25 protein-coding genes are annotated in these 24988 nt (G+C 46.7%); 20 read left to right on the top strand and 5 right to left on the bottom strand.

Annotated features, from left to right (window positions below; genetic code table 11):
• The first annotated feature begins 141 nt into the window (after window positions 1-141).
• The 4 genes from NXT09_RS10330 (at window position 142) to ygiD (ending at window position 4508) form a co-directional block, all read left to right on the top strand.
• Window positions 142-2334, top strand: coding sequence for an AAA family ATPase (locus NXT09_RS10330; RefSeq protein ID WP_039510035.1), 2193 nt, complete (start codon window positions 142-144; stop codon window positions 2332-2334).
• Between the two features lie 680 nt (window positions 2335-3014).
• Entirely contained in the window at window positions 3015-3269 is a 255-nt protein-coding gene (locus NXT09_RS10325; RefSeq protein ID WP_039282788.1) for a type II toxin-antitoxin system Phd/YefM family antitoxin, read from the top strand.
• Entirely contained in the window at window positions 3259-3546 is a 288-nt protein-coding gene (locus NXT09_RS10320; protein ID WP_039282785.1) for a type II toxin-antitoxin system RelE family toxin, read from the top strand. The genes NXT09_RS10325 and NXT09_RS10320 overlap by 11 nt, the downstream gene beginning before the upstream one ends.
• A gap of 176 nt (window positions 3547-3722) precedes the next feature.
• Window positions 3723-4508 (top strand): 4,5-DOPA-extradiol-dioxygenase, encoded by a 786-nt coding sequence (gene ygiD / locus NXT09_RS10315; protein WP_268579619.1) that lies wholly within the window; start codon window positions 3723-3725, stop codon window positions 4506-4508.
• A gap of 70 nt (window positions 4509-4578) precedes the next feature.
• Here ygiD and NXT09_RS10310 read toward each other — a convergent pair whose 3' ends face one another.
• The 3 genes from NXT09_RS10310 to tolC form a co-directional block, all read right to left on the bottom strand.
• Window positions 4579-5739 carry a glutathionylspermidine synthase family protein gene (locus tag NXT09_RS10310; protein ID WP_268579618.1) on the bottom strand — a complete coding sequence of 387 codons (1161 nt, stop codon included), beginning with the start codon at window positions 5737-5739 and terminating at the stop codon, window positions 4579-4581.
• Window positions 5740-5750: 11 nt separating this feature from the next.
• Entirely contained in the window at window positions 5751-6425 is a 675-nt protein-coding gene (locus NXT09_RS10305) for a DUF1190 family protein (RefSeq protein ID WP_010280216.1), read from the bottom strand.
• Between the two features lie 270 nt (window positions 6426-6695).
• Window positions 6696-8090: an outer membrane channel protein TolC gene (gene tolC, locus NXT09_RS10300; protein WP_039510039.1), complete on the bottom strand. Its 1395-nt coding sequence runs from the start codon at window positions 8088-8090 to the stop codon at window positions 6696-6698.
• A 337-nt stretch (window positions 8091-8427) separates the two neighbouring features.
• Between tolC and nudF the strand changes: the two genes are divergently transcribed.
• From nudF to NXT09_RS10230, 14 genes are all read left to right on the top strand, one after another.
• Window positions 8428-9060, top strand: coding sequence for an ADP-ribose diphosphatase (gene nudF / locus NXT09_RS10295; protein ID WP_268579617.1), 633 nt, complete (start codon window positions 8428-8430; stop codon window positions 9058-9060).
• Between the two features lie 4 nt (window positions 9061-9064).
• Window positions 9065-9496, top strand: a complete 432-nt coding sequence (locus tag NXT09_RS10290) for a DUF1249 family protein (protein ID WP_268579616.1) — start codon at window positions 9065-9067, stop codon at window positions 9494-9496.
• A 107-nt stretch (window positions 9497-9603) separates the two neighbouring features.
• Window positions 9604-10431 (top strand): 3',5'-cyclic-AMP phosphodiesterase, encoded by an 828-nt coding sequence (cpdA, locus tag NXT09_RS10285; protein WP_010297432.1) that lies wholly within the window; start codon window positions 9604-9606, stop codon window positions 10429-10431.
• On the top strand, window positions 10431-11012 hold the full coding sequence (gene yqiA, locus NXT09_RS10280) for an esterase YqiA (RefSeq protein WP_039510043.1): 582 nt from the start codon (window positions 10431-10433) through the stop codon (window positions 11010-11012). The genes cpdA and yqiA overlap by 1 nt, the downstream gene beginning before the upstream one ends.
• 84 nt (window positions 11013-11096) lie before the next feature.
• A complete protein-coding gene (gene parE, locus NXT09_RS10275) occupies window positions 11097-12992 on the top strand; it encodes a DNA topoisomerase IV subunit B (protein WP_039282769.1) in 1896 nt (631 codons plus the stop codon).
• A gap of 701 nt (window positions 12993-13693) precedes the next feature.
• Window positions 13694-14404 (top strand): ferredoxin reductase domain-containing protein, encoded by a 711-nt coding sequence (locus tag NXT09_RS10270; protein WP_268579615.1) that lies wholly within the window; start codon window positions 13694-13696, stop codon window positions 14402-14404.
• On the top strand, window positions 14373-15854 hold the full coding sequence (locus NXT09_RS10265; protein WP_268579614.1) for a 4-hydroxyphenylacetate 3-hydroxylase family protein: 1482 nt from the start codon (window positions 14373-14375) through the stop codon (window positions 15852-15854). The genes NXT09_RS10270 and NXT09_RS10265 overlap by 32 nt, the downstream gene beginning before the upstream one ends.
• Window positions 15838-16215: an NUDIX hydrolase gene (locus tag NXT09_RS10260; protein ID WP_240584334.1), complete on the top strand. Its 378-nt coding sequence runs from the start codon at window positions 15838-15840 to the stop codon at window positions 16213-16215. Before NXT09_RS10265 ends, NXT09_RS10260 begins: the two co-directional genes overlap by 17 nt.
• Window positions 16205-17410 (top strand): M24 family metallopeptidase, encoded by a 1206-nt coding sequence (locus tag NXT09_RS10255; protein ID WP_268579613.1) that lies wholly within the window; start codon window positions 16205-16207, stop codon window positions 17408-17410. The genes NXT09_RS10260 and NXT09_RS10255 overlap by 11 nt, the downstream gene beginning before the upstream one ends.
• A gap of 12 nt (window positions 17411-17422) precedes the next feature.
• Window positions 17423-18442 carry a cysteine synthase family protein gene (locus NXT09_RS10250; RefSeq protein WP_174871738.1) on the top strand — a complete coding sequence of 340 codons (1020 nt, stop codon included), beginning with the start codon at window positions 17423-17425 and terminating at the stop codon, window positions 18440-18442.
• Window positions 18439-19494, top strand: a complete 1056-nt coding sequence (locus tag NXT09_RS10245) for a quinone-dependent dihydroorotate dehydrogenase (protein ID WP_268579612.1) — start codon at window positions 18439-18441, stop codon at window positions 19492-19494. The genes NXT09_RS10250 and NXT09_RS10245 overlap by 4 nt, the downstream gene beginning before the upstream one ends.
• Window positions 19475-20128 (top strand): orotate phosphoribosyltransferase, encoded by a 654-nt coding sequence (gene pyrE / locus NXT09_RS10240; RefSeq protein ID WP_240584338.1) that lies wholly within the window; start codon window positions 19475-19477, stop codon window positions 20126-20128. The genes NXT09_RS10245 and pyrE overlap by 20 nt, the downstream gene beginning before the upstream one ends.
• Window positions 20129-20429: 301 nt before the next feature.
• Window positions 20430-20882: a DMT family transporter gene (locus NXT09_RS10235; protein ID WP_240584339.1), complete on the top strand. Its 453-nt coding sequence runs from the start codon at window positions 20430-20432 to the stop codon at window positions 20880-20882.
• A gap of 81 nt (window positions 20883-20963) precedes the next feature.
• Window positions 20964-21527, top strand: coding sequence for an LOG family protein (locus NXT09_RS10230; RefSeq protein WP_268579611.1), 564 nt, complete (start codon window positions 20964-20966; stop codon window positions 21525-21527).
• Window positions 21528-21833: 306 nt separating this feature from the next.
• Here NXT09_RS10230 and NXT09_RS10225 read toward each other — a convergent pair whose 3' ends face one another.
• Window positions 21834-22487, bottom strand: a complete 654-nt coding sequence (locus tag NXT09_RS10225) for a TetR/AcrR family transcriptional regulator (RefSeq protein ID WP_268579610.1) — start codon at window positions 22485-22487, stop codon at window positions 21834-21836.
• 82 nt (window positions 22488-22569) lie between these two features.
• Between NXT09_RS10225 and NXT09_RS10220 the strand changes: the two genes are divergently transcribed.
• Complete coding sequence (locus NXT09_RS10220) at window positions 22570-23310, top strand: 3-oxoacyl-ACP reductase family protein (protein WP_268579609.1); 741 nt, start codon at window positions 22570-22572, stop codon at window positions 23308-23310.
• 154 nt (window positions 23311-23464) lie between these two features.
• Window positions 23465-24361: a LysR family transcriptional regulator gene (locus tag NXT09_RS10215; protein ID WP_268579608.1), complete on the top strand. Its 897-nt coding sequence runs from the start codon at window positions 23465-23467 to the stop codon at window positions 24359-24361.
• 40 nt (window positions 24362-24401) lie between these two features.
• Here the strand turns inward: NXT09_RS10215 and NXT09_RS10210 are convergent, their stop codons facing one another.
• The gene (locus NXT09_RS10210) at window positions 24402-24983 is read right to left on the bottom strand and encodes an NAD(P)H-dependent oxidoreductase (protein ID WP_268579607.1); all 582 of its coding nucleotides are present in this window, start codon (window positions 24981-24983) and stop codon (window positions 24402-24404) included.
• Between the last annotated feature and the right edge of the window lie 5 nt (window positions 24984-24988).

Genomic DNA, 24988 nt, shown 5'->3' with positions numbered 1-24988 from the left:
CCTAATATTGATAAAAACACTTGGGTTGGAAATCATCTTAGGTATTAGTATATTGTTTTTTGTTAGTGATATTCTCAACCAGCTATATGGATGCACAGATAGATATAACATTATTACCACTTCTCTCATAGAGGACTAAACATGAGCATGCTTAGTATTAAGGGCGTCCGTAGCTACAGTCCAGTTGATGCGGTTGAGTTTGACTTTAGTAAGAGGGTTACTTTAATTTACGGGCAAAATGGTTCAGGTAAATCTACTTTATCTGGATATTTTTATAAACCAGAAGATCCTCAGTATAATAAATGTACTTTCTTGCCTGATCCCCGACTTGAATACCTCGTTTTTAATCAGGATTATATAGATGAAAATTTCCATTCCACAACAACTCAGCCAGGAATATTTACCTTAAATAGCGATAATGCAGACATACAAGCTGTTATAGAAGGTAATATAAAAAAAATAAAACAAATTCAATCAGAAATTTTAACTTTAAGCGAAGAACTTCAAGAAAAAGAAGCGCTCAGTGCTAGTGTTGAAGGTACGTTCATTGATAGAGTCTGGAATAAATCATCCTTAATAAGGCGAGCACCTATTGCTTCTTTAGTAACATGGATGACAAGGAAAAGAAGATTTTTTGATGAGATTAAAATTCATACAGAAAGAGAAGAGCTAACTACAGAACAGTTAAATGATGAATTTAATCTCCTTGAAAAGGATAAAGATAAAAGACATTCTCTTCTTGAATTTCCAGTATTCCCTATTTTGGATGAAGATGAAAGCCTTTTACTTAACACCCCTCTGATTATATCTTCAGATAGTCAGTTATCGGATGTGATAAATAGATTGGGAAATGGTGATTGGGTTAAAAGAGGTGAGGAGTATCTCAAGGACGATATCTGTCCTTTTTGTCAGCAAACCCTAAGTGTAGAGCATTTTAAAGTAGAATTGAGTAAGTTGTTTGATGAGTCATACAAGAAAAGGCTCTCGTCTATTGAAGCTGCTAAAGTGAAATATAGTTTATGGATTGATTCAATTCTGGTGTTGCGTAATCAGTTGGATGAATGTAAATATATTTCCAGCGATAATTCTTGCTACGAATTACTTGCTGTCTTGGAAAGTGTGTATAAAGAAAATAGCCAAAGGATTGAGAGTAAGTTATCATCTCCTTCATCATCGATCACGTTGAATGATGTTGAAATTTATTGTAATAAGTTAAAGTATAGCATCAATGTAATTAATGATAATATCGCACAGCATAACTTGAAAATTGATAATTATGACTTGGAAAAAAACAATCTAGAAATTAGATTGTTAAGTTATTTAAGGAGTATTAATGACGAGTTTTTTATTCAATTAGATACTCAGAAAAAAGAGATTGAAACAGCAGTCGATGAACTTAAGAAATCTATTTCTAATAAAAAATCTATTTTGGAAAATATCAAAAAAGAGAACAGTATAAAGTCATCTGAGATAGTGAACATTGAGGAAACAATAGGTAAAATTAATAATACGCTGAAATCTTTGGGGGTTACAGGATTCGAAATTGTTAGACACAGCCCTGAAAAAGAAACGTATAGGCTTCATCGTGAAGGTGGTGGGAATTATCAAAATGTTTTTAAAACATTAAGTGAAGGTGAGAAGACACTGATATCATTCCTGTATTTTATTGAGCAATGTAATGGCAGTTCATCTAAAGAAAATATTGCTAAAGATAAAATGATAGTAATAGATGACCCTATTTCTAGTCTATCTCATAATTTTATTTATGAAATATCTTCAATGATATATTATGGGCTAATTTCAAAGGGTATAGCAAGTAAATTTGTAATTATGACCCATAATCTATTCTTTTTCCAAGAACTGGTGATTACAGCAGGCTCAGATAAAAATGCGATCAAGGGTTGGAAACTATATCGCATAACCAAGAATCAATATAGTCGGTGCCAGGATATTGGTAAGGAAGATGTTCTAAATGAGTATCAGTCTTTGTGGCAAACGTTGAAGGATGTAAAATCTGGAATTGTAAATCCAATCATACTTCCAAACACAATGCGTAATATACTTGAGTACTATTTTAGCTTTGCATGCAAGAAAGAAAAACTTCGGGAAGTTCTCAGGGATTTGGCTCAGAAACATTCTGATCATCGGTATGACTCTTTCTATCGATTTATTAATAGAAATTCTCATTCTGACGGGAGAAATATAACTACTTTTGCAGCAGTAGATGCGGATTCATATTTGGAGATGTTTGAGAAGATATTTATCGATACACAAGATCACGACCATTTTTTGGCAATGATGGGGGGAACGGTTTTGGATGATAAAATTACTTAAATCTCAATAGAGGGATAAATAAATTCTCTATCTCTCTATGGATATTAAAATCTGGGGTTACCACCGTCGGGCATATCATTTAGCTTCTTGGCATTGAGCGTTTGTGCTTACACACATCTTCCCAGCGTCCGAAGCGAAAACGCTTGTACTTGCGTACATTAACAATTTTCGGTCCCATGATAGGTCTCCTATCTTAACCAGTCAACTACTGGCAAGTCCTTGCACCCTGTGTACAAGCACGCATACAGGATCAGGAGAAGAGTAAACCCGGGGTGGTAACTTGGATATTATTATAGAGATATTTTGGTAAGGGGCAATGATATTTGCACAAATGTTCCTATTACAGAACTTGCCCAAGTATAGTGACGTTTTAGTGCGGTTCATTAAAATGTTATACAAACTGAGATACAGGCGCACCATTAATCAAGTGCAACGGCTCCTTCGCAGGGATAGTTGGCTTAACGGTCAACTCCCTTCATCATGAAACGCCGCTTCGGCGGGGTTTTGCTTTATGGGGGTAGGCAAGATGAATGACTGTCCGCGACGCTTTTTATGAAAGAAAGCGGCTTAACGGTCAGTGTGAAGCTATGCTTAGGAAATACTATAGTGAGTGCTTTTAAAAGTGCTATTATTAGTGTGTTTAAGTCACCTTTGACTAACCGAATTGAGTGAATGAAATTATGGCTTTCAACATCCTAACTAACACAGCCGCCAGTATTACTGAGTTGAAACGTGACCCGATGGGGACGGTTCGGGCTGCTGAAGGTGAAACTATCGCTATACTGAACCGGAATGAGCCGGCGTTCTACTGTGTGCCTCCTGCCGTATTCGCTTATTTAATGGAACTGGCTGAAGATGCAGAGCTGGGGCGTACCGTTGATGATCGGATGTCAGAGTTAGCTGACGCGGAAGAGATTTCGCTCGATGACCTATAAGTTAAAATTTGTGCCTTCTGCAATGAAGGAATGGAAAAAGTTAGGGCATCCTGTCCGGGAGCAGTTCAAGAAAAAGCTGGTCGAGCGCTTGGAAAATCCTCGTGTTCCTTCAGCACAGCTTCATGGCCGTAAAGACCAGTATAAAATTAAACTGAAGTCCGCTGGCTACAGGCTGGTGTATTTGGTCCAGGATGAGACCATTACTGTGATGGTTATGGGGGTGGGAAAGCGCGAAGGTAGCCAGATTTATTCTGATACTAAAGGTCGCTCTGCTTAATCTGGTCTTTTGCGAGTTCTATTCCTTATCGGTAGTTTTTCTTGCCGCGTAATACCTTTCAAATTAATTGATGTTCTCCATCACATAACTCTGACTTTTTCTGTGTCATAAAGCGCGTAAAGTAAGGCCATCGCGTGCGGCTGCACGCTCGCTGACATCTTTCAGAGGATATGACTATGAACAACACTTCCCGGATGCCTGCACTGTTCCTCGGCCACGGTAGCCCGATGAACGTGTTGGAAAACAATGTGTATACGCAGGCATGGCAAACGCTGGGTGAGACGCTGCCGCGTCCGAAGGCGATTATCGCGGTTTCTGCCCACTGGTATACCCGTGGTACGGCCGTGACGGCGATGGAAAACCCGCGCACCATCCATGATTTTGGCGGTTTCCCGCAGGCGTTGTTTGATACCCAGTATCCGGCACCCGGTTCGCCTGAATTGGCGGCGAGAATCCAGCAGGTGCTGGCGCCGTATCCCGTTACCGCCGATCAAAGCCAATGGGGTTTGGATCACGGCTCCTGGGGCGTGCTGATCAAGATGTATCCCGATGCGAATATTCCCGTTGTGCAACTGAGCGTGGACGGCACGCAGCCTGCCGCGTATCACTACGAATTAGGGCGTAAGCTGGCAGCCCTGCGTGATGAAGGCTTCATGATTGTGGCGAGTGGCAACGTCGTGCATAACCTGCGGATGGTGAAATGGGACGGTGATGCAGAGCCATATCCGTGGGCTGTTTCATTCAATCAATTTGTGCGTGATAACCTGACTTATCAGGGTGACGACCATCCGCTGGTTAATTTTATGCAGCACGAGGGTGCCGCATTATCCAACCCGACGCCCGATCACTATTTCCCGCTGCTCTATGTGCTGGGAGGCTGGGACGGCAAAGAGGCAATCAGTATTCCGGTTGATGGGCTTGAAATGGGATCGCTGAGTATGCTGTCGGTGCAGGTGGGATAAAATCTGCTGTTTGCTTCAGTAATGAATAAGGCACGGTGAAAACCGTGCCTTATTACTTTCAATTCACTGCTTAATCCAGAATGGTGTGCGGATAGAAGCGCGAGAGATCCTGAGTGATCAGAGCGCGATCTTCACGTACGCCGATACCACAAGGTTGATCGTTCACCAGCCAGCTACCAATCAGCGTGTAGCTGTCGCCGAATTTCGGCAGTTGGTGGTACTGCTGGACGATCATCCCTTCTTCTCCGTAAGGGCCGTCGGCTGACGCAATCTCTTTGCCATTTTCGACGATCTGGATGTTTGCCCCTTCACGTGAAAACAGCGGCTTAATGACGTAGCTGTCCAACTCGGGATGTTCATCTTCCGCGAAATAGGCAGGAAGCAGGTTAGGGTGATTCGGGAACATTTCCCACAGCATCGGCAGCAGCGCTTTATTGGAAATAATGCTTTTCCAGGCCGGTTCCAACCAGCGCACGCCCGCATCTTCCAGCTTGGTGGAAAACATCTCGCGCAGCATGAACTCCCACGGATATAGCTTGAACAGATTACCAATTACCTGATTTTCAGGGTCGGTAAACTGGCCTTTCTCACCGAGGCCAATTTCCTCAATGTACAGAAATTCGCTCGGCAGACCGGCTTCCAGCGCGCAATCCTGAAGGTATTGCACCGTGCCGCGATCTTCTTCCGTATCCTGACAGCAGGCGAAGTGCAGCAGGCCGAAGCCGTGATTGAGCTTCAGCTCTTCAAAGCGCTCGATCAGCTTTTCCTGAATGCTGTTGTACTGGTCTGAATTCTGCGGCAGGTTTCCGGCGTTGATTTGATCTTCCAGCCAGAGCCATTGGAAAAAGGCTGCTTCGTACAGCGACGTCGGCGTATCCGCATTGTTCTCCAGCAGCTTGGCTGGGGATTCGCCGTCATACGCCAGATCGAGGCGTGAATACAGCGAAGGCTGATTGGTGCGCCATGAATGTCTGACGAATTCCCAGGTGTGTTTGGGAATACGGAATTTGGCGAGCAGCGCGTCGCTGTTGACGACTTTTTCCACCACCTGCAGACACATCTGGTGCAGCTCGGCTGTGGCTTCTTCCAGCTCTTCGATCTGGGCAAGCGTGAACTGGTAGTAAGCCTCTTCGCTCCAGTAGGGCTCGCCATACATGGTGTGGAAACGAAAACCAAATTCGGTGGCTTTTTCCTGCCAGTCAGGACGCGCTGTAATATCTATCCGCTTCATCTAATACGTCCTCAGCCGCCCATGCTACGGGAAGAGCTGGAACTTGAACTGGCGCTGCTGCGCTGCATGCTGTTTTGCTTCGCGACGGTTTCACCAAAGCCACCACGCGTGATGGTTGAGGTCGTTGCAGGCTTCGGTGCCAGTGCGGTTTTCGGCACGGTCATCGTGCGGCCTGTTGTCGCGTTGCCGTAGTTTTTACCGGCGGCATCAACGAACTGACCATTGGCCGGGCTGGCTGGCGTTTTTGGACTGAACAGCGGCTGCTGTGCGAAACCGGCACCGCCACCCATCATTCGGCCCATCATGTAGCCGGCCATCAACGGCATCCAGGACATACCGCCGCCCTGCTGAGATTCTGCTGCCATACCGGCCTGTGCCGGTGCAGGCGTTTGAGTACACTGCGCTTCGCCAAATTCCGCTACGCAGTCTTCTTTCGTTGCGTATTTCGGTGCCGTTTTTTCTGCTTCTTTTAACGCATTATTGTATGCAGTGGTGCACTGAGCTGCCATTGACGGGTTAGCTGACGAACAGTCATCCGCATTCTGGTAGAGGGAGACGGTTTCATCAGTTTGCTCGCAGCCCGCGAGGAAAAATACGGCGCTGACGGCCAAAGCAACAGGTGCCAGACGGTGCGTCCGCCATTCCTTGCGGAACGTTTCCTGATTAATATTTTTTGTACGTTTCATCGTGTTTATCCCAGAGCAAAGCATCACGGCCAATAACAAATAAGTGTGCCTAAGAATAGGGGAACGCTGCTTGAATTTAAAGCGGCAATAGGTGTAACGGGAGGTGTCTTTACGTTGCTATACATTCTGTTGTGCAACGTTTCGCTTTATGGCGAAAGAAGGCGGTTCCTGTGTTCTGGTGCTATCGCGTGATTTTGTGGAAAAAGCGCGGGTATAAAAAAGGGGAACCGTGGTTCCCCTGTATTTGATGCGTGTAAACGCGGCTACCGATTAACGCTGCGCTGAGGCGGTAGTGGCCTGCGGAGCGGTGTTGTCGGTTACAGCTGGCGTGGTTGAAACCGGTTGGCCCAGCGATGCATTCAGCGCTTGCAGATCGGTTTCGCTCAGCGTGCCCTGTGCGGATTTTATGTTTAACTGATTGATCAGGTAATCATAACGAGCGCTGGAGAGCTGCTGTTTGGCGTTATACAGCGTGGTAGTAGCATTCAGTACGTCAACGATGGTGCGCGTGCCGACCTGATAACCCGCTTCCATCGCATCCAGAGAGCTTTGTGCAGACACTTCAGCCTGTTTGTAAGCGTTGATGCTGCTGATGGATGCAGAAATATTGTTAAACGATGAACGCACGGTCTGGATAACAGAACGGTGTGCACTTTCCAGCAGTTCACTGGAACTGACGTAGCTGTGCTGCGCCTGCTTCACCTGAGAGTTAGTCGCGCCACCGCTGTAGAGTGGCAGGGTGAAGTTGATGCCGACTTTGTGCTGCCCAGCGTCTGAATCGTTAAACGAGTTGCTGTTATTCGTCCGTGAACCGGAATAGCGAGTATCACTCACGCCGGTTGATGCGGTGAGATCCAGCGTCGGCATATAGCCTGTTTCGGCGGAGCGAATCTGCTCACGCGCCAAATCCTGACTCAAACGTGCGGACAACAGGTTCAGGTTACGGTTTTCGGCTTCTTTCAGCAGGTTGTTAACCGCTTCAGGTTTCTGGGTAGAGAAACGCTCGATGTTCAGACCGGCCAGCTGTGGGTAGAAGTTGCCGGTAATCTGACGCAGGGATTCCAGCGCGTTATCCAGCGTATTACGAGCCAGCACTTCATTTGCCAGCACACTGTCATACTGTGAACGGGCGTTCTGGACGTCGGTAATCGCAACCAGACCAACATTGAAGCGCTGTGTCGTCTGATCTAATTGGCGATAAATCGCCTGCTTCTGCGCATTAATGTAGGACAGCGAGTCAATAGCACGCAGGACGTTGAAATAGGCGGTTGCCGTGTTAAGCATCAGGTTTTGCTGAGCGGTCTGATAGGTAACGTCTTCAATACCCGCTTGTTTTTCCTGCAACGTCAGCGCACGCCATTTGGACATGTCGAACAAAGTCTGGGTCAATTGCAGTGAAGCGCCCTTGACGTTGCTATCGACGCCTTTGCTGTCACGGTAGCCTTTGTTATAGGTATAGTCAGCGCCTAAACCGAGCTGAGGCAGTAACGGGCTACGCGCTTGATTAATTTTTTCAAACGCGGCGTCGCGGGTTGCCGCAGAGCTGCGTAAATCAGGGTTGGTGCTTTTTGCCTGCTGGTAGACTTGTAACAGGTTTTCCGCCTGACTCATGGCGCTAAAACCGCCCAGGCTCAGACCAATAAGAAGAGGGAGCAATTTCTTCATTTGCATTCCTTGTTGTGCAGCAATCTCGCTATGGTAGCGCTGTCTGTAGACGAATAATTGTCGATTCTATCAGAATCTGCCAATAGGATAAGGTAGCTGAACGTGCCATCTTTCAGCGGAATATGCCCACAGGGTCAGGTAAATTGACCTGTTGGATGATTCAGTGCGGCGTTTTTCTGTTCAGTAAGGCACCGAAAAGTGATGCGATGGGTGAGAATCACCCTCACTTGGCCGACGTCACGCCTAATAAACGTTCAAAAACAATGATGAGTATAATGACAGCGGATTCCGCCATACAATACCGGATTCCATTAATACTTGTTACAGGAGTGCAGTTATGTCGTCTTCCGCATCCGGTCCAGTTACTTTCACCAAAGATGATGTAGAAATTATTGCACGCGAAACGCTGTACGACGGTTTTTTTTCGCTGGAGCGTTACCGTTTCCGTCATCGCCTGTTTAATGGCGGCATGAGCGATGAGGTCAGCCGTGAGATCTTCGAACGTGGCCATGCCGTGGTGTTGCTGCCTTACGATCCGGTGCGTGATGAAGTGGTATTAATTGAACAGATTCGTATCGCTGCCTATGACACCAGCGCGTCTCCCTGGTTGTTTGAGCTGGTGGCTGGCATGATTGAGCCAGGAGAAAGCCACGAAGAGGTGGCGCGGCGCGAAGCAGAGGAAGAAGCCGGATTAAGGGTTGGCCGTTGTCGACCGATAATCAACTATCTTGCCAGCCCCGGCGGTACCAGCGAGCGTCTGGCGGTGATAGTGGGTGAAGTGGATACGCGTACGGCGAAAGGTATTCACGGTCTGGTGGACGAGAATGAAGATATCCGCGTACATGTGGTGAGCCGTAAACAAAGTTATCAATGGGTTGAAGAAGGCATCGTTGATAACGCCGCGTCTGTCATTGCCTTGCAATGGTTGGCGTTGCACCATGAAGAACTGAAACGTGAGTGGGTGGATTGAATTTATGAAACGTTATACTCCGGATTTCCCGGCCATGATGAGGCTATGTGAAACCAACTTCATGCAATTGCGGCGTTTACTGCCAAAAATTGATGAAGTCGGTGAAATCGCGGTTTATCACGTCAATAATGCGATCTATCAACTGACAATTCTTGAGTCTACTCGCTATACCTCATTGGTGGAAATTAAGCAGACAGCGCCCACTGTCAGCTATTGGAGCCTGCCAATGATGAGCGTTAGGTTGTATCATGATGCGTTGGTTGCGGAAGTGTGTGCCAGCCAGCAGATCTTTCGCTTCAAAGCACGTTATGATTATCCTAATAAGAAGTTACATCAACGTGACGAAAAGCATCAAATTAATCAGTTTCTTGCTGATTGGCTAAAGTATTGTTTGGCGTATGGTTCGATGTCGATACCGGTTTTTGATACCCAATAGATTTCAAGACGCAGGACGGCGACAGTCGAACCAACAAGGGAAGGCAGCGTATTCTGCAATTTGAAAGATGACGGGTAGAGACAGATTTACGTAACCAAGGACACCATTTGGAAAGCCTGTTGACACTGCCTGTGGCGAGTGGCGCCAGAGTCAGGATTTTACAAATAACCGATACCCATCTTTTTGCGGGCGAGCATGAAACCTTGCTGGGTATCAACACCTATCGTAGCTATCACGCTGTGCTGAATGCCATCAAGGCTCGGCAGGATGCGTTTGATTTGATCGTCGCGACGGGCGATTTGGCGCAGGATCACACGCTGCAAGCCTACCACCATTTCTCACGCGGGATTGCGCAGATCCCCGCACCTTGCGTATGGCTTCCGGGTAACCACGATTTCCAACCGGCGATGGTTGATGCGCTGGCTGACGCCGGTATTGCGCCGTCCAAGCATGTGCTGCTGGGCGACAAGTGGCAAATCATCCTGTTGGACAGTCAGGTGTTCGGCGTCCCACACGGCGAGCTGAGCGAATACCAGCTTGAATGGCTGGAGCGCAGTCTGAAAAGTCAGCCCGATCGCTTTACGCTGTTGTTGCTGCACCATCATCCGCATCCTTCCGGCTGTACCTGGCTCGATCAGCACAGCCTGCGTAACGCGCATAATCTGTCTGCGGTGCTGGATCGCTATCCACAGGTGAACACCGTGCTGTGCGGACATATTCATCAGGAGATGGATTTTGACTGGCACGGCCGCCGCTTGCTGGCCACGCCGTCGACCTGCGTACAGTTCAAACCGCACTGCACTAACTTCACCATTGATGACGTGGCGCCGGGCTGGCGCTATCTGGACCTGCTGCCGGATGGCCGTCTGGAAACCGAGGTCTATCGTCTGTCAGGCAGCGAATTCCTGCCTGACATGGATTCGGACGGTTACTAATGCCAACGCTTCTTTATCTGCACGGCTTCAACAGTACGCCACAGTCGGCGAAAGCGACGGCTCTGCAAACGTGGCTGGCAGAGCAGCATCCTGAAATTGATATGGTGATTCCACAGCTTCCACCGTATCCGTCGGAGGCGGCTGAGATGATGGAGTCGCTGATTATGGAGCGGGCCGGTCGTCCGGTGGGCATTGTTGGCTCTTCCCTCGGTGGTTATTATGCCACCTGGCTATCCCAGTGTTTTATGCTGCCTGCCGTGGTGGTGAATCCTGCGGTGAAGCCGTTTGAACTGTTGCTGGACCATCTGGGCGAATATCAGAACCCCTACACCGGTGAACAATATGTGCTAGAGTCTCGGCACGTTTACGATCTGAAGGTCATGCAGGTTGACCGACTGGAATCGCCGGATTTGCTCTGGCTGCTGTTGCAGACAGGGGATGAGGTTCTGGACTATCGTCAGGCAGTCGCGTATTACACGGCCTGCCGTCAAACTGTGGAGTCAGGGGGCAATCATGCCTTTGTCGGATTTGAGCACTTTTTCACGCCGATTGTGAATTTTTTAGGGCTCACGACAGACTGAATCGCCACCTATGCATTGAAAAACGAGCTGCCGAAAGCGGTTCGTTAAACACCATTCACTGAACTCAAAGAATTAACGCAAACTATGGCTCAATCAAGTTATAACGCTGATGCGATTGAAGTACTCAGCGGACTGGAACCGGTGCGCCGTCGTCCGGGAATGTACACCGATACCACGCGTCCTAACCATCTGGGACAAGAGGTCATAGATAACAGCGTTGATGAAGCGCTGGCGGGTCATGCACGCCGAATTGATGTGATTCTGCACGCCGATCAGTCGCTGGAAGTCATTGATGACGGTCGTGGGATGCCGGTGGATATCCACCCGGAAGAAGGCGTACCCGCCGTTGAACTGATCCTGTGTCGTCTGCACGCAGGCGGCAAATTTTCCGGTAAAAACTACCAATTTTCGGGCGGCTTGCACGGCGTAGGGATTTCAGTGGTGAACGCCCTGTCTACCCGCGTTGAAGTGACCGTTAAGCGCGACGGTCAGGTGTACGACATCGCGTTTGAAAACGGCGATAAAGTGCAGGAACTCACCGTCACTGGCACCTGCGGACGTCGCAACACCGGCACGCGCGTGCATTTCTGGCCAGACGAGAAGTTCTTCGACAGCCCCCGTTTTTCCGTCTCCCGTTTGACGCACCTGCTGAAGGCCAAAGCGGTCTTATGCCCCGGTGTGGAAATCATCTTCAAAGATAAAGTTAACAACACCGAGCAGCGCTGGTGCTATCAGGATGGCCTGAATGACTACCTGTGCGAGGCGGTAAATGGCCTGATCACGCTGCCGGAAAAACCGTTTCTGGGGTCGATTACTGGCGATACTGAAGCCGTGGACTGGGCGCTGCTCTGGCTGCCGGAAGGCGGTGAGCTGCTGACGGAAAGCTACGTTAACCTCATTCCGACGCCAATGGGCGGGACGCACGTTAACGGTCTGCGTCAGGGGCTGCTGGATGCGATGCGTGAATTCTGCGAATTCCGCAATATTCTGCCGCGCGGCGTGAAGCTGAGTGCAGATGACATCTGGGAACGCTGTGCTTACGTGCTGTCGGTCAAAATGCAGGAACCGCAGTTTGCCGGACAGACCAAAGAACGCCTCTCTTCTCGTCAGTGTGCCGCATTTGTGTCTGGCGTCGTGAAAGACGCCTTCAGCCTGTGGCTGAACCAGAACGTGCAGGCCGCGGAACAGCTGGCCGAGCTGGCGATTTCCAGCGCGCAGCGCCGTATGCGCGCCGCCAAAAAAGTGGTGCGTAAAAAGCTGACCAGCGGGCCGGCGCTGCCTGGCAAACTGGCAGATTGTACCTCGCAGGATCTCAACCGGACGGAGCTGTTCCTGGTGGAAGGGGATTCGGCGGGCGGATCGGCGAAGCAGGCGCGCGAGCGTGAATTCCAGGCGATCATGCCATTGAAAGGCAAGATCCTGAATACCTGGGAAGTCTCCTCCGATGAGGTGCTGGCGTCGCAGGAAGTACACGATATTTCAGTCGCGATCGGTATCGATCCTGACAGCGCCGACCTCAGCCAGCTGCGTTACGGCAAGATCTGTATTCTGGCGGATGCGGATTCCGATGGTCTGCACATTGCGACGCTGCTGTGTGCACTGTTTGTCCGCCATTTCCGGGCGCTGGTTCAGGGCGGGCACGTTTATGTTGCCATGCCGCCGTTGTACCGTATCGATCTGGGCAAAGAGGTGTACTACGCACTGGACGAAGAGGAAAAAGCGGGCGTGCTGGAACAGCTTAAGCGCAAGAAAGGCAAGCCGAACGTACAGCGCTTTAAAGGTCTGGGCGAAATGAACCCGCTACAGCTGCGTGAAACCACGCTGGATCCGAATACGCGCCGTCTGGTGCAGTTGACCATCAACGAAGACGATATCGATCAGACGATGGCGATGATGGATATGCTGCTAGCGAAAAAACGTTCTGAAGATCGCCGCAACTGGCTGCAAGAGAAGGGCGACAAGGCGGAGATCGAGGTCTAAATGCCAACGAATAGCGTTTTATAAATCATCCAGAAAATGGATATTAGCCGTCTTTTAAGCAAGGATGCTTTATTGGACCCATCCTGATTAAATGAAATGCTCTAGTAAAAAATACCAAGGGATTCCTTTCCACCATATTGGATGGTCGAGGAATCACCTTTGTTGAATCATGGCTAGAACCTATGCATTGCCTGAATACCGGATTTGATCCAGATATGCTTGCCCCTTTCCCCCACCTTTCCAGATACCCTCAGACGCCTCTGGCGTAGAATGCACTCCTGACCTTTAGAGCCATACTATTACGTACGTCTGTCAGTAGATTCTCTTAGCTATGGCTGGTGATGCATTTATGCTCAGGGTGACAGCATCTCATAGCCGATGTAAGGCCCAATAGAAATTGGGTTTTTATTGATCCCACCCACTTGAATTAAAATCAGATTCCCATTTTTTTGTAAAAAATGTGACATATATCTCTTTTTTTGATGAGTATACATTTCTATTAAGTTAATAATGAGATTCATCTCTCATTATGGTCAGTTAAATTTGATTCATTAAAACGGGTTTGTAATTTATAAATATATCTTATGTTTTGACCTATACATCACAGGGACGCGATGATGAAAATAACAACGTGTAATTAATTTTATTTTTAATGATTAGCTTATTTATTTTAATTTAAAAAACGGTAAAGTACCTAAAACATGTCTTTTATTAGTCAAGAAATAATGATCGAACCTAGCCAGATCGACTTAAGGAAATTAAATGAGAAGACTTATCTGGTGAGAATTTGCATAGCCTCCTATCATTATTTACCTGGCCAATATGTAAAATTAAGTTGTGGGGGGGAACTCGAAAGATATTTTTCTATATCCTCCTGGAATAAATCGAATCATAAGTATGATGAGATTGACATAGAGCTAATTATTGGATTTAGCGAGTTATTCTCCGTATCACATCGAATTATCCTCGAAATACAATCTGGCAACAGTGTCTCTGTCTCATTACCAATGGGGCAGGCGCATTGGCGGAAATCTGATTATGGTAACGTGCTAATCGTATGTGATACCGGATATAGTTATGCTAGAGGGATCATTCAATACCTAGCGAAGCATTACAGTGAACAACCGACACTATTAATCTGGATAAATGATAAAGGTGTTAATTATTTCACTGATAATGATATTCATGATGTTTTTATTTCAAATGAAAATTTCAATTTCAGTGCAATCCAAAGACATCACGACAATAGGGATATCTCTTTTATAAAGAAAACAATAAATACCATTAGTCCATCACACTTTTCCCTATCCAACTTCTATATCGGAAGTGGTAAAACTTTCTTCAAGTTGATAAAAAATGAACTTCATACCCTAGGGGTTAATGAAGATAGAATTATTTCAGATAATTGCTAATAAGGCTGCTTTTATGTTAAAGGAAGATTACTTACGCAGATTGAAAATTCCGCGACAGGTTTATATTGATTCTAAATTGGTATCCGACGTATATAAAGAACCATCATTCCGCGGGGCAATTGATAGCATTGCTGAATTCTATCAGCTTCAGGAATCGCAGCCTGAATTGTTTACTTATGAAGAAAATGGTAGAAATTATCATATCAGTACGCTTGCTCCTAAAACCAAAACGGATTTGGCGAGAAAGAGAAACAGTTATAAAGCCATTGCCGATTTATCATTTGGAATGTTGGGAAGAACACCCGATTTCATCAATAGCGCTTTAGCGGCTATGGCAACAAACTCCCATGTTCTCGGATCGGGTCAATACACTGATTTTTCTAGTAATGCAGTCAAATACTATGAACGATGCCGAAATGAAAATTTGTTCGTGGGCCACGGCGCAATTAATCCTCAAATTGATAGGGGTATTCAGTTAGGGTTACAAGAAAACAAATACTGTGGGGTTCGGTCTATTTCCCATGATTCAAAAGGAATGATCGTCCGCGGCGCTAAAATGATAGTGACGTTGGCTCCAATTGCTGATGAGCTCTTAGTATTTAATATGCCGGGATTGATCCCCGGTGACGAAGACTTTGCCCTCGCATTTGCTGTACCGGTTACGGCTCCGGGCGTGAAGCTCATTTGTCGAAAGCCTCTTAACCATAATGGTTACAATCTGTTAGACCATCCAATTTCAAATCTTTTTGATGAGTCGGATGCGTATATGGTTTTTGAGGATGTCTTTATTCCATGGAGTGATGTTTTTGTCTTCAGGGATATAGAGAAGTCGAATGCATTTTACGATAAGACAAGAATTCGAAACCATAATGGACATCAAGGGATTGTTCGAGGACTGGCAAAAGCTGAATTACTGACTAGCGTTGCGATTGAACTGGCTAATAAAATGGGCTTGGGGAATTTCTTGAACGTCCAAGAACAACTCGGAGAGATGACCTCAAGTCTGGAGTTAGTTCGTGGTGCGATCTTGTTAGCTGAAGAAGATGCAACCTTAGAAAATGAACTTTTAAATCCTAGCATTCATGCTATTCAGGCTATCCGTTATCATTTTCCTAAGTGGTATCATCGGATGGTTAATATCATTCAATCTCTCTCTGCGGGTTCAATGCTTGCTGTTCCTCACCATGGAGACTTTGAGAATAGCAATGGGTCGGTTCTTAAAGAAGCGTTAAGAAATAAAAAAATAAGTGCGGAAGATAGATGTTTCCTCTTGAATTTGGCATGGGATCTTAGTGGCGATGGCTTTGGCCAAAGGCAAATGGTATATGAAAAATATCATGCAGGCGATCCTATAAGAATAGCTGCAATGCATTATTCAAATTATCCAAAAGATGAATTATCTAAACATCTCGATAATATAAAGAGAATTTATCATGATTCATTGTGCTAGCTTGGCATATATCAAGCAAGGCAAAGTGTTGTTGGTTCGTGTTCGGGACAATACGGTGTGGTATTTTCCTGGTGGAAAAATATCGCCAGGAGAAAATCCTCAAGAAACATTAATACGAGAGCTTGAAGAGGAACTCGGGTTCACTGCTCCTGCATCCGAATTGCGCTTTCTGACTACAGTAACCGGACCAAATCATGATGGTAGCGATAGCGTTCATCTGTCTATTTTTACCATCTCATGCTTACCACCTGTTACCCCATGCGCTGAAGTCAGTGAATTGGGATGGTTTTCTCTTTCTGATACTGCGCGAATGGCTCCGGCTGTCGTAAAAACGCTCAAGGTTATTAACAATGGCTTATGATACGTCTCAAATCCGAGATCTTTTCGACAGAGAAAAAATAGACTTATTGATTGGATCAAGCAGAGAAAATATTCACTATTTCACGGGTTTTTCACCTGTTGTTAAAACGCTGAATCCCTATCATGGGCAATGCTATGTATTACTTCATCGGCATGATATTGGTGCTGTTAGCATCGTGCATTCGATTGGCGAAATAGATCAAGTACTTGATGCGGATGTTCCCGTCCAACATGTTCAGTCCTACGGGACATTTTACCGTGAATATGATGGCAAAATTAGCTTAAAGGAAGATGAAGCTGAACTTCAGAAACTTAGCAATATAGCGCTATCTCAGGCCTCACCAGCTGAAGCTTTGGAAAAGCTGATTCGTAAACTACGAGACTATGGTGACATAACTAGCATCGGGTTTGATGCAGATGGCATGCCACTACAGACCTTGGATTATCTTAAGAAAAACTTGTCCGGCATCAAATGGATCGACGTATCTAAAGAGATACGCCAGGCGAGGAGGCATAAAACGCCAAAAGAAGTCGATATGCTGACAAAATCGGCTCAGATTAATGAGGCTGCGATTTATGAGGCGATAAATTTAGTCAGCATAGGTTCCAGTGAGACTGAAATAGCAAGTTGGTTTAATCAGGCACTTGTAAAAAAAGGTGCTTTCCCTTCCCTGACGATGCTTAAAGTGGGACGAGCTGCAGTTGGTGGACAGAGGCGACAAAATGAAGAGTTGTGTCTGAAATCAGGCGATCTTCTTTGGTTTGATTCTGACGCAGTTTATCAAGGCTATTGGTCAGATATTGCACGAGTATATGCAATCGACAGTGTGGAGCCTTTTATACTAAAGCGTTATCGGGCACTGCAAAATGGAATGTTATCGGCGCTTGATTTTATCCGGCCCGGACAAACAGGAAAGCAAATTTTTTCTCATATTATGGATGTTGTCCACCGTTCCGGTTTTCCTGAATATCGCCGTCATCATGTTGGGCATGCCATTGGTTTAGAACCTTATGAACTCCCTATACTAAATCCTGCTGACGAAAATATTATACAAGAAGGGATGGTTTTGTCGGTAGAAACACCTTACTACGAGTTTGGAATGGGAGCCCTACATATAGAGGATCCGCTTTTTGTCGGCTCTTCTTGCAACCATTTTTTAACTTCTGATCCAGCGCCTAACTTCAAGATTCTATAAGGGAATATAAATATGTACACAGTAACTAATGTGAGTGAACTGATTGGTAATACTCCGGTTTTTTCTCTTGAGCATCCTTTGGTTCCAAAGAATAAAAAGCTTTTTATTAAACTTGAACAATTCAATCCAAATTTTAGTATAAAAGATCGGACTGCATTGGGATTGATTAACAAAGCATTCGAAAGTGGTAAATTGCGTCCCGGTGGTACAGTTATTGAATCTACGTCGGGCAATTTGGGAAAATCCCTTGCCATGCTCAGCGCTTGTATGGGGTTTAATCTCATCGTCGTTGTCGATCCGAAAGTAAGTAAGAATTCACTTAATTGGTTTACCGCTTTTGGTGCTAAGGTGGAAGTTGTCAATACTCCCGATGCTTCTGGCGGATATCAAAAGGCAAGAATTGAGAGAGTTAAAGCATTATTGAATCAGAACCCCGAAGCATATTGGACCAACCAATATGATAATCCCGACAATCCTGAGTATCATGAAACAGTCACAGCAAGAGAATTTCTTGAAGTCTCTGTAGATATGTTGGTTGGTTCAGTAAGTACAGGAGGGCATTTCGGCGGTATTACTAAGGGGGTAAAGGCTGTTTACCCCCACGTCAGATTTATGGCATGTGATGTTGCCGGATCGGCGATTTTCGGGAAACCTTTTCATCCTTACTTATTAAATGGGTTGGGATTAAGCTGGCGAGCTGATAATACCGATCTGGATGTATTCGATTTTCTCCACAGCGTGAGCGATCAAAACGCAATATCATTATGCCGACTGCTTGCAAAAGATGTCGGGCTTATGTTGGGTGGTTCTTCCGGCGTTGTTATATTCTCAGCATTGATGGCTTTACAGCTTCCGGAGATTAATTCTGTCATGGCGATTGCACCAGATTCCGGCGTGAATTACCTTGAGCAGTTTTATGATGATTCTTGGCTTGAGGAGAAAAATGTAAAATTGCTGACGGGTGAACAATTAAAGAATCAAATAAAAATCAGTTTCGATGCATTTCAGGATAATCTGGTAACCGAAAAATGATTCTTGAACTCTGTCGAAAAACGTTACTTCGACTTCCACCAGAAACCGCGCATCATCTTGCAATTTTTAGCTTGAGCCGTTTTTCATATAAAAACAGTATCGCTATACCTGATGGTGTTTCTCAGACAATATGGAATAAAAACTTCGTTCACCCTTTGGGGATTGGGGCTGGATTTGATAAAGATGCCGAAGCTTATAATGCACTGGGGAAACTAGGTTTTAGTTTTGTAGAAGTTGGTTCAATAACGCCGAAAGCACAGCCAGGTAATCCTCGACCACGTCTATTCCGATTAAAGGATATGGGCGCAATAATTAATCGTTATGGTTTTAACTCTAAAGGTATGTTATATGCTCAACAACGCTTAATTGAAGATAAGAAAAACGTTATTTTAGGTGTGAATCTTGGAAAGAATAAGGATTCGGTAGACTATCTTGACGATTTCATGTGTGTTGCTGAGGGACTTATAGATTATGCAGACTACTTAACTATTAACCTGTCTTCGCCTAATACCCCAGGGTTAAGAGATTTACAGCATGCTGAGACTATTGAACCGTTGTTAGAAAAATTACATCGGTTAAGGCTGGAGAAGAAGGTAGATTGCCCGATCCTTATCAAGTTATCTCCAGATATGGAATCGCATGACGAAGCCAATTTGCTCACTTATCTGGCTGGCTCTTTAGTTGATGGCCTGATTGTGAGTAATACAACCGTTAGCAGGCATAACTTTTCACCGGTCCCTACAATGTTACAAACTGGTGGGATGTCTGGTAAACCGTTACAGGAAAGAGCGCGTGATATGCTTACGAGAGTCTTTAAGGAAATTGGTTACAGCAAGCCCATTATAGCTTCTGGTGGCATTGATAGTGGAGCGGAAGCTTATAGACGCATTTGTTTAGGTGCAAGTCTTTGCCAAATATACACCGCCTTTATATATGAAGGTCCCGCCATTTTGCCGAAGATGCTAGCTGAAATTGAATATCTTATGAGGCAAGATGGGTTCGAAACAATTAGCCAAGCAATAGGTTCATATTATGAAAAACACTCAGGATGAGTTTGCGAAATTTTTAATTGATAGTCAGGTAATAGAATTTGGTGAGTTTAAACTTAAGTCATCTAGAATTAGTCCTTATTTTTTCAACTTTGGAAAGTTATCAAGTGCTAGCTTATTAAATAAAACAGCGCATTTCTATGCACGCTTCATTATAGAGAATGGCTTAAGTCCCGATATAATTTTTGGACCAGCATATAAAGGTATACCGCTGGGTGTGGCGACGGCTTTGGCTTTGCAACGTGATTTCGATTATGAAGTTAAGTATTCTTTTAATAGAAAAGAAGTGAAGTCATATGGTGATGGTGGTCTTCTGGTTGGCGAGTCGTTGTCAAACGCCAGTGTAATGATCGTTGACGACGTTATAACCTCTGGAATGACAATCGATGACACAATAGAGATCATCCGTTCGCAAGGCGGGCATCCCCTGGCATATCTTGTTGCGTTAGATCGTCAGGAATGTGCTCTGGATACGGAAAATTCAGCGTTACAAGCTGCTATGGAACGCTTGGATTTGAATATTTTTTCTATCACCACCATTCAGCACGTGATCAGTTGTTTGCAGAAATATGGTCAGGAGCAAGAGAAAATCGATGCTATCCAGATCTACCTCAATAAATATGGGGCTAAGCGCTGATATCCTGAAAAAGGAATCCGGAACTTACTATATCTAATTTTAATAATTTCGCCCGGCGATAGTTGGGGGACGATTGGATACAGGTAATGCTAACTATTCATCTAACCAGATTAGATTAGAAGGATTCTAAAAAGTCGTGTTGCCAGTAGGGAGCATACTCGGTTGGTATCTTTTTTCCTGACAAGATTGCTAAGTACTGGCTTCACTCATCTTTCCAGGTGTATTGTTAGATATATTATTTAAAATTCAGCGAGATAGGAGAAGATTAAATAGATATCTAACATAATTAGCAGGAGCTTCCTTGAGCTTTATTTATTATTTTTTAGCTGTAAGCGTGGGTATTGCTATAGCGACTCAATCTGCAGTCAATAATCAACTGAAATCGATACTGGGTGGTAGTACCATGCTTGCCGCATTAATTTCATTTATTGTTGGCACGCTATGCCTTTTCTTCCTGTGTGCGGCATCGGGAGAACGTTTTAATCAGCTGATTCAATTACGCCATTGCAACATAGGGTTGCTATCTGGTGGAGTTTTGGGCGCATTTTTCGTTTTTGGCACGACATTCCTTGCTCCCAGATTAGGAATAGCGGCCATGATTTCTCTTGTTATTTTTGGACAGATATCAATGTCTTTATTATTAGATAAGTTTGGGCTTCTTGGCTTACCTATACGAGAGATTGCACCCATGCGACTCGTGGGCGTATTATTAGTTTTAGCTGGAGTATTATGCGTTAATCTAAAAGCTAGTTGATATATGAAGCATAATACATTTGGTATGCGAGTAAATGCTTTTAGTTAGCAGAATTATAATTACTATGGAATAAGGTTGAATATGCGTGCAGCTGTTTTCTGCGGTTCCAGTCACGGAACAGATCCTGAATATGTAAGAGAAACTGAAAGCCTGGCTTTAGCAATGGCGCGAGAAAAGGTTGACCTGGTTTATGGTGGTGGACGAGTCGGATTGATGGGGACACTCGCTGACGCTGCGATATCTTCAGGCGTCCATGTTATCGGGATTATGCCTCAATCTTTAGTCGATCATGAGCTGGCCCATCGCGAAGTACATGAGCTTAAAGTTGTTAAAGATATGCATGCCAGAAAGTCATCAATGGCAGAGCATGCTGATATCTTTATCGCTTTACCAGGGGGAGCGGGTACGTTAGAGGAGATTTTTGAAGCTTGGACATGGGCGCAACTTGGTTTACACAATAAGCCCTGTGCGTTTCTTAATATAAATGGCTATTACGATGACTTGTTAGCCTTCATTGACAAGATGATCAGCAAGGGTTTTATGAAGCAAGAGTACTCTGAAATGCTGATTGTTTCACATGACCCCGAAGACCTTCTCCAGAAAGCGTTATCCTATGTCCCACCAAAACCGAAATGGCAGCGCTAGAAATGCGAAAAGGTATAGTGCGGGTTTATACCCGTACGAGTTGAGCATCCCTTCATGATGAAAATTAGTGAGAACATCACTGGTTTTTTCTTGTTAAATCATCGATCTCCTGATTCAGGCCACATATTTATGTGTGGCCTTTGAATGTATTGCGTCGAAATTGAATGATACCGCTATGGCGTTGCCGCCCACTAAGGCGATCTCCGTGGTAGGGGCAACGAAAAACACCATATCGACGGCGCGGCATTTTCAACGATCGGTTTGCAGCAGCTAATTTTCAATAACCAATTTTCAACTTCTGGCTTTTCAACCTTTCGTAGTCTGCGCATCCCATCCTGACAGGGCGTATTGAACGATATTCTCAAGTTCCGCGCGGCTGGTGCCATCGCGTGATTGCAACACCATTCCGCCCTGTATCGCGAGAACATAGCGCGCCAGCCCGTTAACATTCAGCGTGGCGTCCAATTCCCCCTCAGAAACCGCTTGTGCAAAGCGTACTTCTAGCTTTTTCAGCGCCTGCGCGCGCGCGTCCCGCACGATAGCGCCAAGGGTAGAATTCCCCTCTTCGCCGACGGCGGACAGCACCAGCATGCAGCCGGGAGGATCGTCTGAACCGTTTGCTCCGGTAAGCGCTGCGGCTGAATCCATCAGGTAGGCCTGAACGGCATCACGGGCCGTCCGGGCGCTCTCGAAACCCGCCCAGACGCGTGGGCCGTAGTGTTCGGCATAGTAGCGAAGCGCTTCGGCGTACAGCTCCTCTTTCGACCCAAACGCGGCATATAGGCTGGGCGATCCGATCCCCATGGCGGCAGTGAGATCTGACATCGAGGTAGCGGAAAAGCCCTTGTGCCAGAAAAGGTGTGTTGCCTTTTCCAGTGCTTTTTCGCGATCGAACGCCCGTGGTCGCCCTTTGGCAGGACGTTCCGTTGCTACGTTTTTAGGAGTAAATGAATTCTGCATCGTTCGTTACATAAATGGATTGACGGTTACCCAGAGGGCGTTTATAACATTATATATCAATCACTACAAAATAGGGTAAACGATGACCGAACTTGCAGGTAAAAAAGCGCTGGTGACTGGCGCATCTCGCGGCATTGGTGCGGCCATAGCGCTTGAACTGGCGGAGAAAGGCGCAGATGTGGCGATCACCTACCAGAACTCTGAGGCACGGGCATTGGAGGTAGTGCGGGCGATTGAAGCCAAAGGTCGTCGCGCCTCCGCGATAAAGGCCGATAGCGCGGACGCCGAAGCCGTTGTGCGTTCGGTGAACGAGGCAGCAGACGCGCTGGGCGGTCTGGATATTCTCGTCAATAACGCGGGGATTGCCCGCGGCGGCATGCTGTCTCAGCTGAGCCTGGCGGATATTGACGACACGCTGAACGTGAATGTGCGTGCTGTTCTGTTGGCATCGCAAGCGGCCATTCCGCATTTAGGTCAGGGCGGTCGTATTATCTCGATAGGATCGAGTGTCGCCGAGCGTGTTCCGATGCCGGGAATGTCGGTCTACGCGATGTCTAAATCGGCGCTACTGTCTTTCACCCGCGGGCTGGCGCGTGAGCTGGGGCCGAATGGCATCACCGTGAATCTGGTGCATCCGGGGTCAACCGATACCGATATGAACCCGGCTGACGGCGAGCATTCGGAGGCGCAGCGTTCGTCGATCGCGCTGGGCCATTATGGCAAGCCTGAAGACATTGCGGCCGCCGTCGCGTTTCTGGCGAGTCCGGCAGCCCGGCAGATTACGGGAACCGGGATCACGGTGGATGGCGGATCTAACGCCTAACGCGATCTTTATCCTGTTTCATCTTGCCGAGGTGGATAAGCCGCTCGGCAGGATGATGTTCAGGCGGTGGCGGTCATTTACTGGTGGCTGCGGTATGATGCGAGTACACGATAACGTTTGGTGAATACCGAATCGACGGCAGGTGTACGCGCTTATGAAAGTCACGCTTGAGGAACTTCAGGCTTTTGTGGTGGTGATCGACACCGGTTCGATCACGGCGGCAGCGGAACAGCTTGGGCAAACCACGTCGGGCATCAGCCGGGCGCTGCGGCGTCTGGAGGACAAGCTGGGGACGACGCTGCTGCATCGCACCACGCGACGCCTCTCGCTTTCTGAAGAGGGCATGATGTTTCTTGAGCACGCCCGTGGCGTGATTCACGCCGTGGAACATGCTGAAGAACAGGTGCTGCTGCGCCATGAGCAACCGAGCGGACGGTTGCGGATTAATTCAGGTTCGGCATTTATGCAGCATGTGATTGTGCCGCTGGTGCCGGAATTTCGCCGCCGCTATCCCAAGATCGTTCTTGAACTCAATACCGATGATTTCATTATTGATTTGCTTGAACAGCATACCGATATTGCCATTCGCATTGGCACGCTCAAAGACTCCACCATTCATGCCCGATCGCTCGGCGCAAGCAAGCTGCGAATCGTCGCCAGCCCTGACTATCTGGAACAGTATGGAACACCTGCGACGGTCGAGTCATTGGCCAATCATCGTTGTCTGGGGTTTACTCAGTCGGAGTCCCTGAATCACTGGCCGCTGCGGCACGGGCTTCAGGATTTCTATCCCATCACGCCTACATTGTCGGCATCAAACGGTGAGATATTGCGTCAGCTGGCGCTACGGGGCGAAGGGGTTGTACGCATGTCCAACTTCCTGATTAGGGACGATTTGGCGGCGGGGCGACTGGTGCCGATCCTCACCGAAGAGACGGTGGACGCCAGCCTGCCGGTTTACGCGGTGTATTATCGCAATAGTCAGCTAGCGGCGCGTATTACCTGCTTTCTCGATTTTATGAGCGAACAACTCACGGAAAATCCGCTGTGAGGCGTGACCCACAGCGGTAGAGAGTCGGGGAAAACGCCGATCAGGAAAAGTGTTCGTCCAGATGCTGGCGGTAATTCGCAAGATAAGTCGGGACGTCCGGTTCTTTCATCACATCATTGCAGATGAAGGTCGGCAGTGGGGATAACCCGATGAACTGGTTCGCTTTATGGAACGGCAGATACACACTGTCCACGCCCACACCGTGGAAGAACTGTTCGGGATCGTTGAAGGCCTCCAGCGGCGCATTCCACGTCAAAGACAGCATGTATTTCCGGCCTTGTAACAGCCCACCTGAACCGTACTTCTTGCTGGCATCTGAACGGCTGCGACCATCGCTGGCATAAAGTGAACCGTGACCGGCGGTAAACACCTCATCGATGTATTTCTTCAGGATCCACGGCGTATCCATCCACCATCCGGGCATCTGGTAAATGATGGTGTCCGCCCACAGGTAGTTCTGAATTTCCTTTTCAATATCATAGCCGTTGTCCACGACCGTCACGCGGACGTCGTGACCTTTGTCGCGCAGGAAACTGGCGGCGACATCGGTAAGGGTATGGTTCAACTCCCCCTTGGAGTGGGCGAATGACTTGCCCGCGTTAATCAGCAAAATGTTCTGCATAAGTC

The organism is Pectobacterium jejuense (genome assembly GCF_026800125.1).
In the GTDB taxonomy this organism is placed as follows: Bacteria; Pseudomonadota; Gammaproteobacteria; order Enterobacterales; family Enterobacteriaceae; genus Pectobacterium; species Pectobacterium jejuense.
This window is presented reverse-complemented; position numbering and strand designations above follow the sequence as displayed.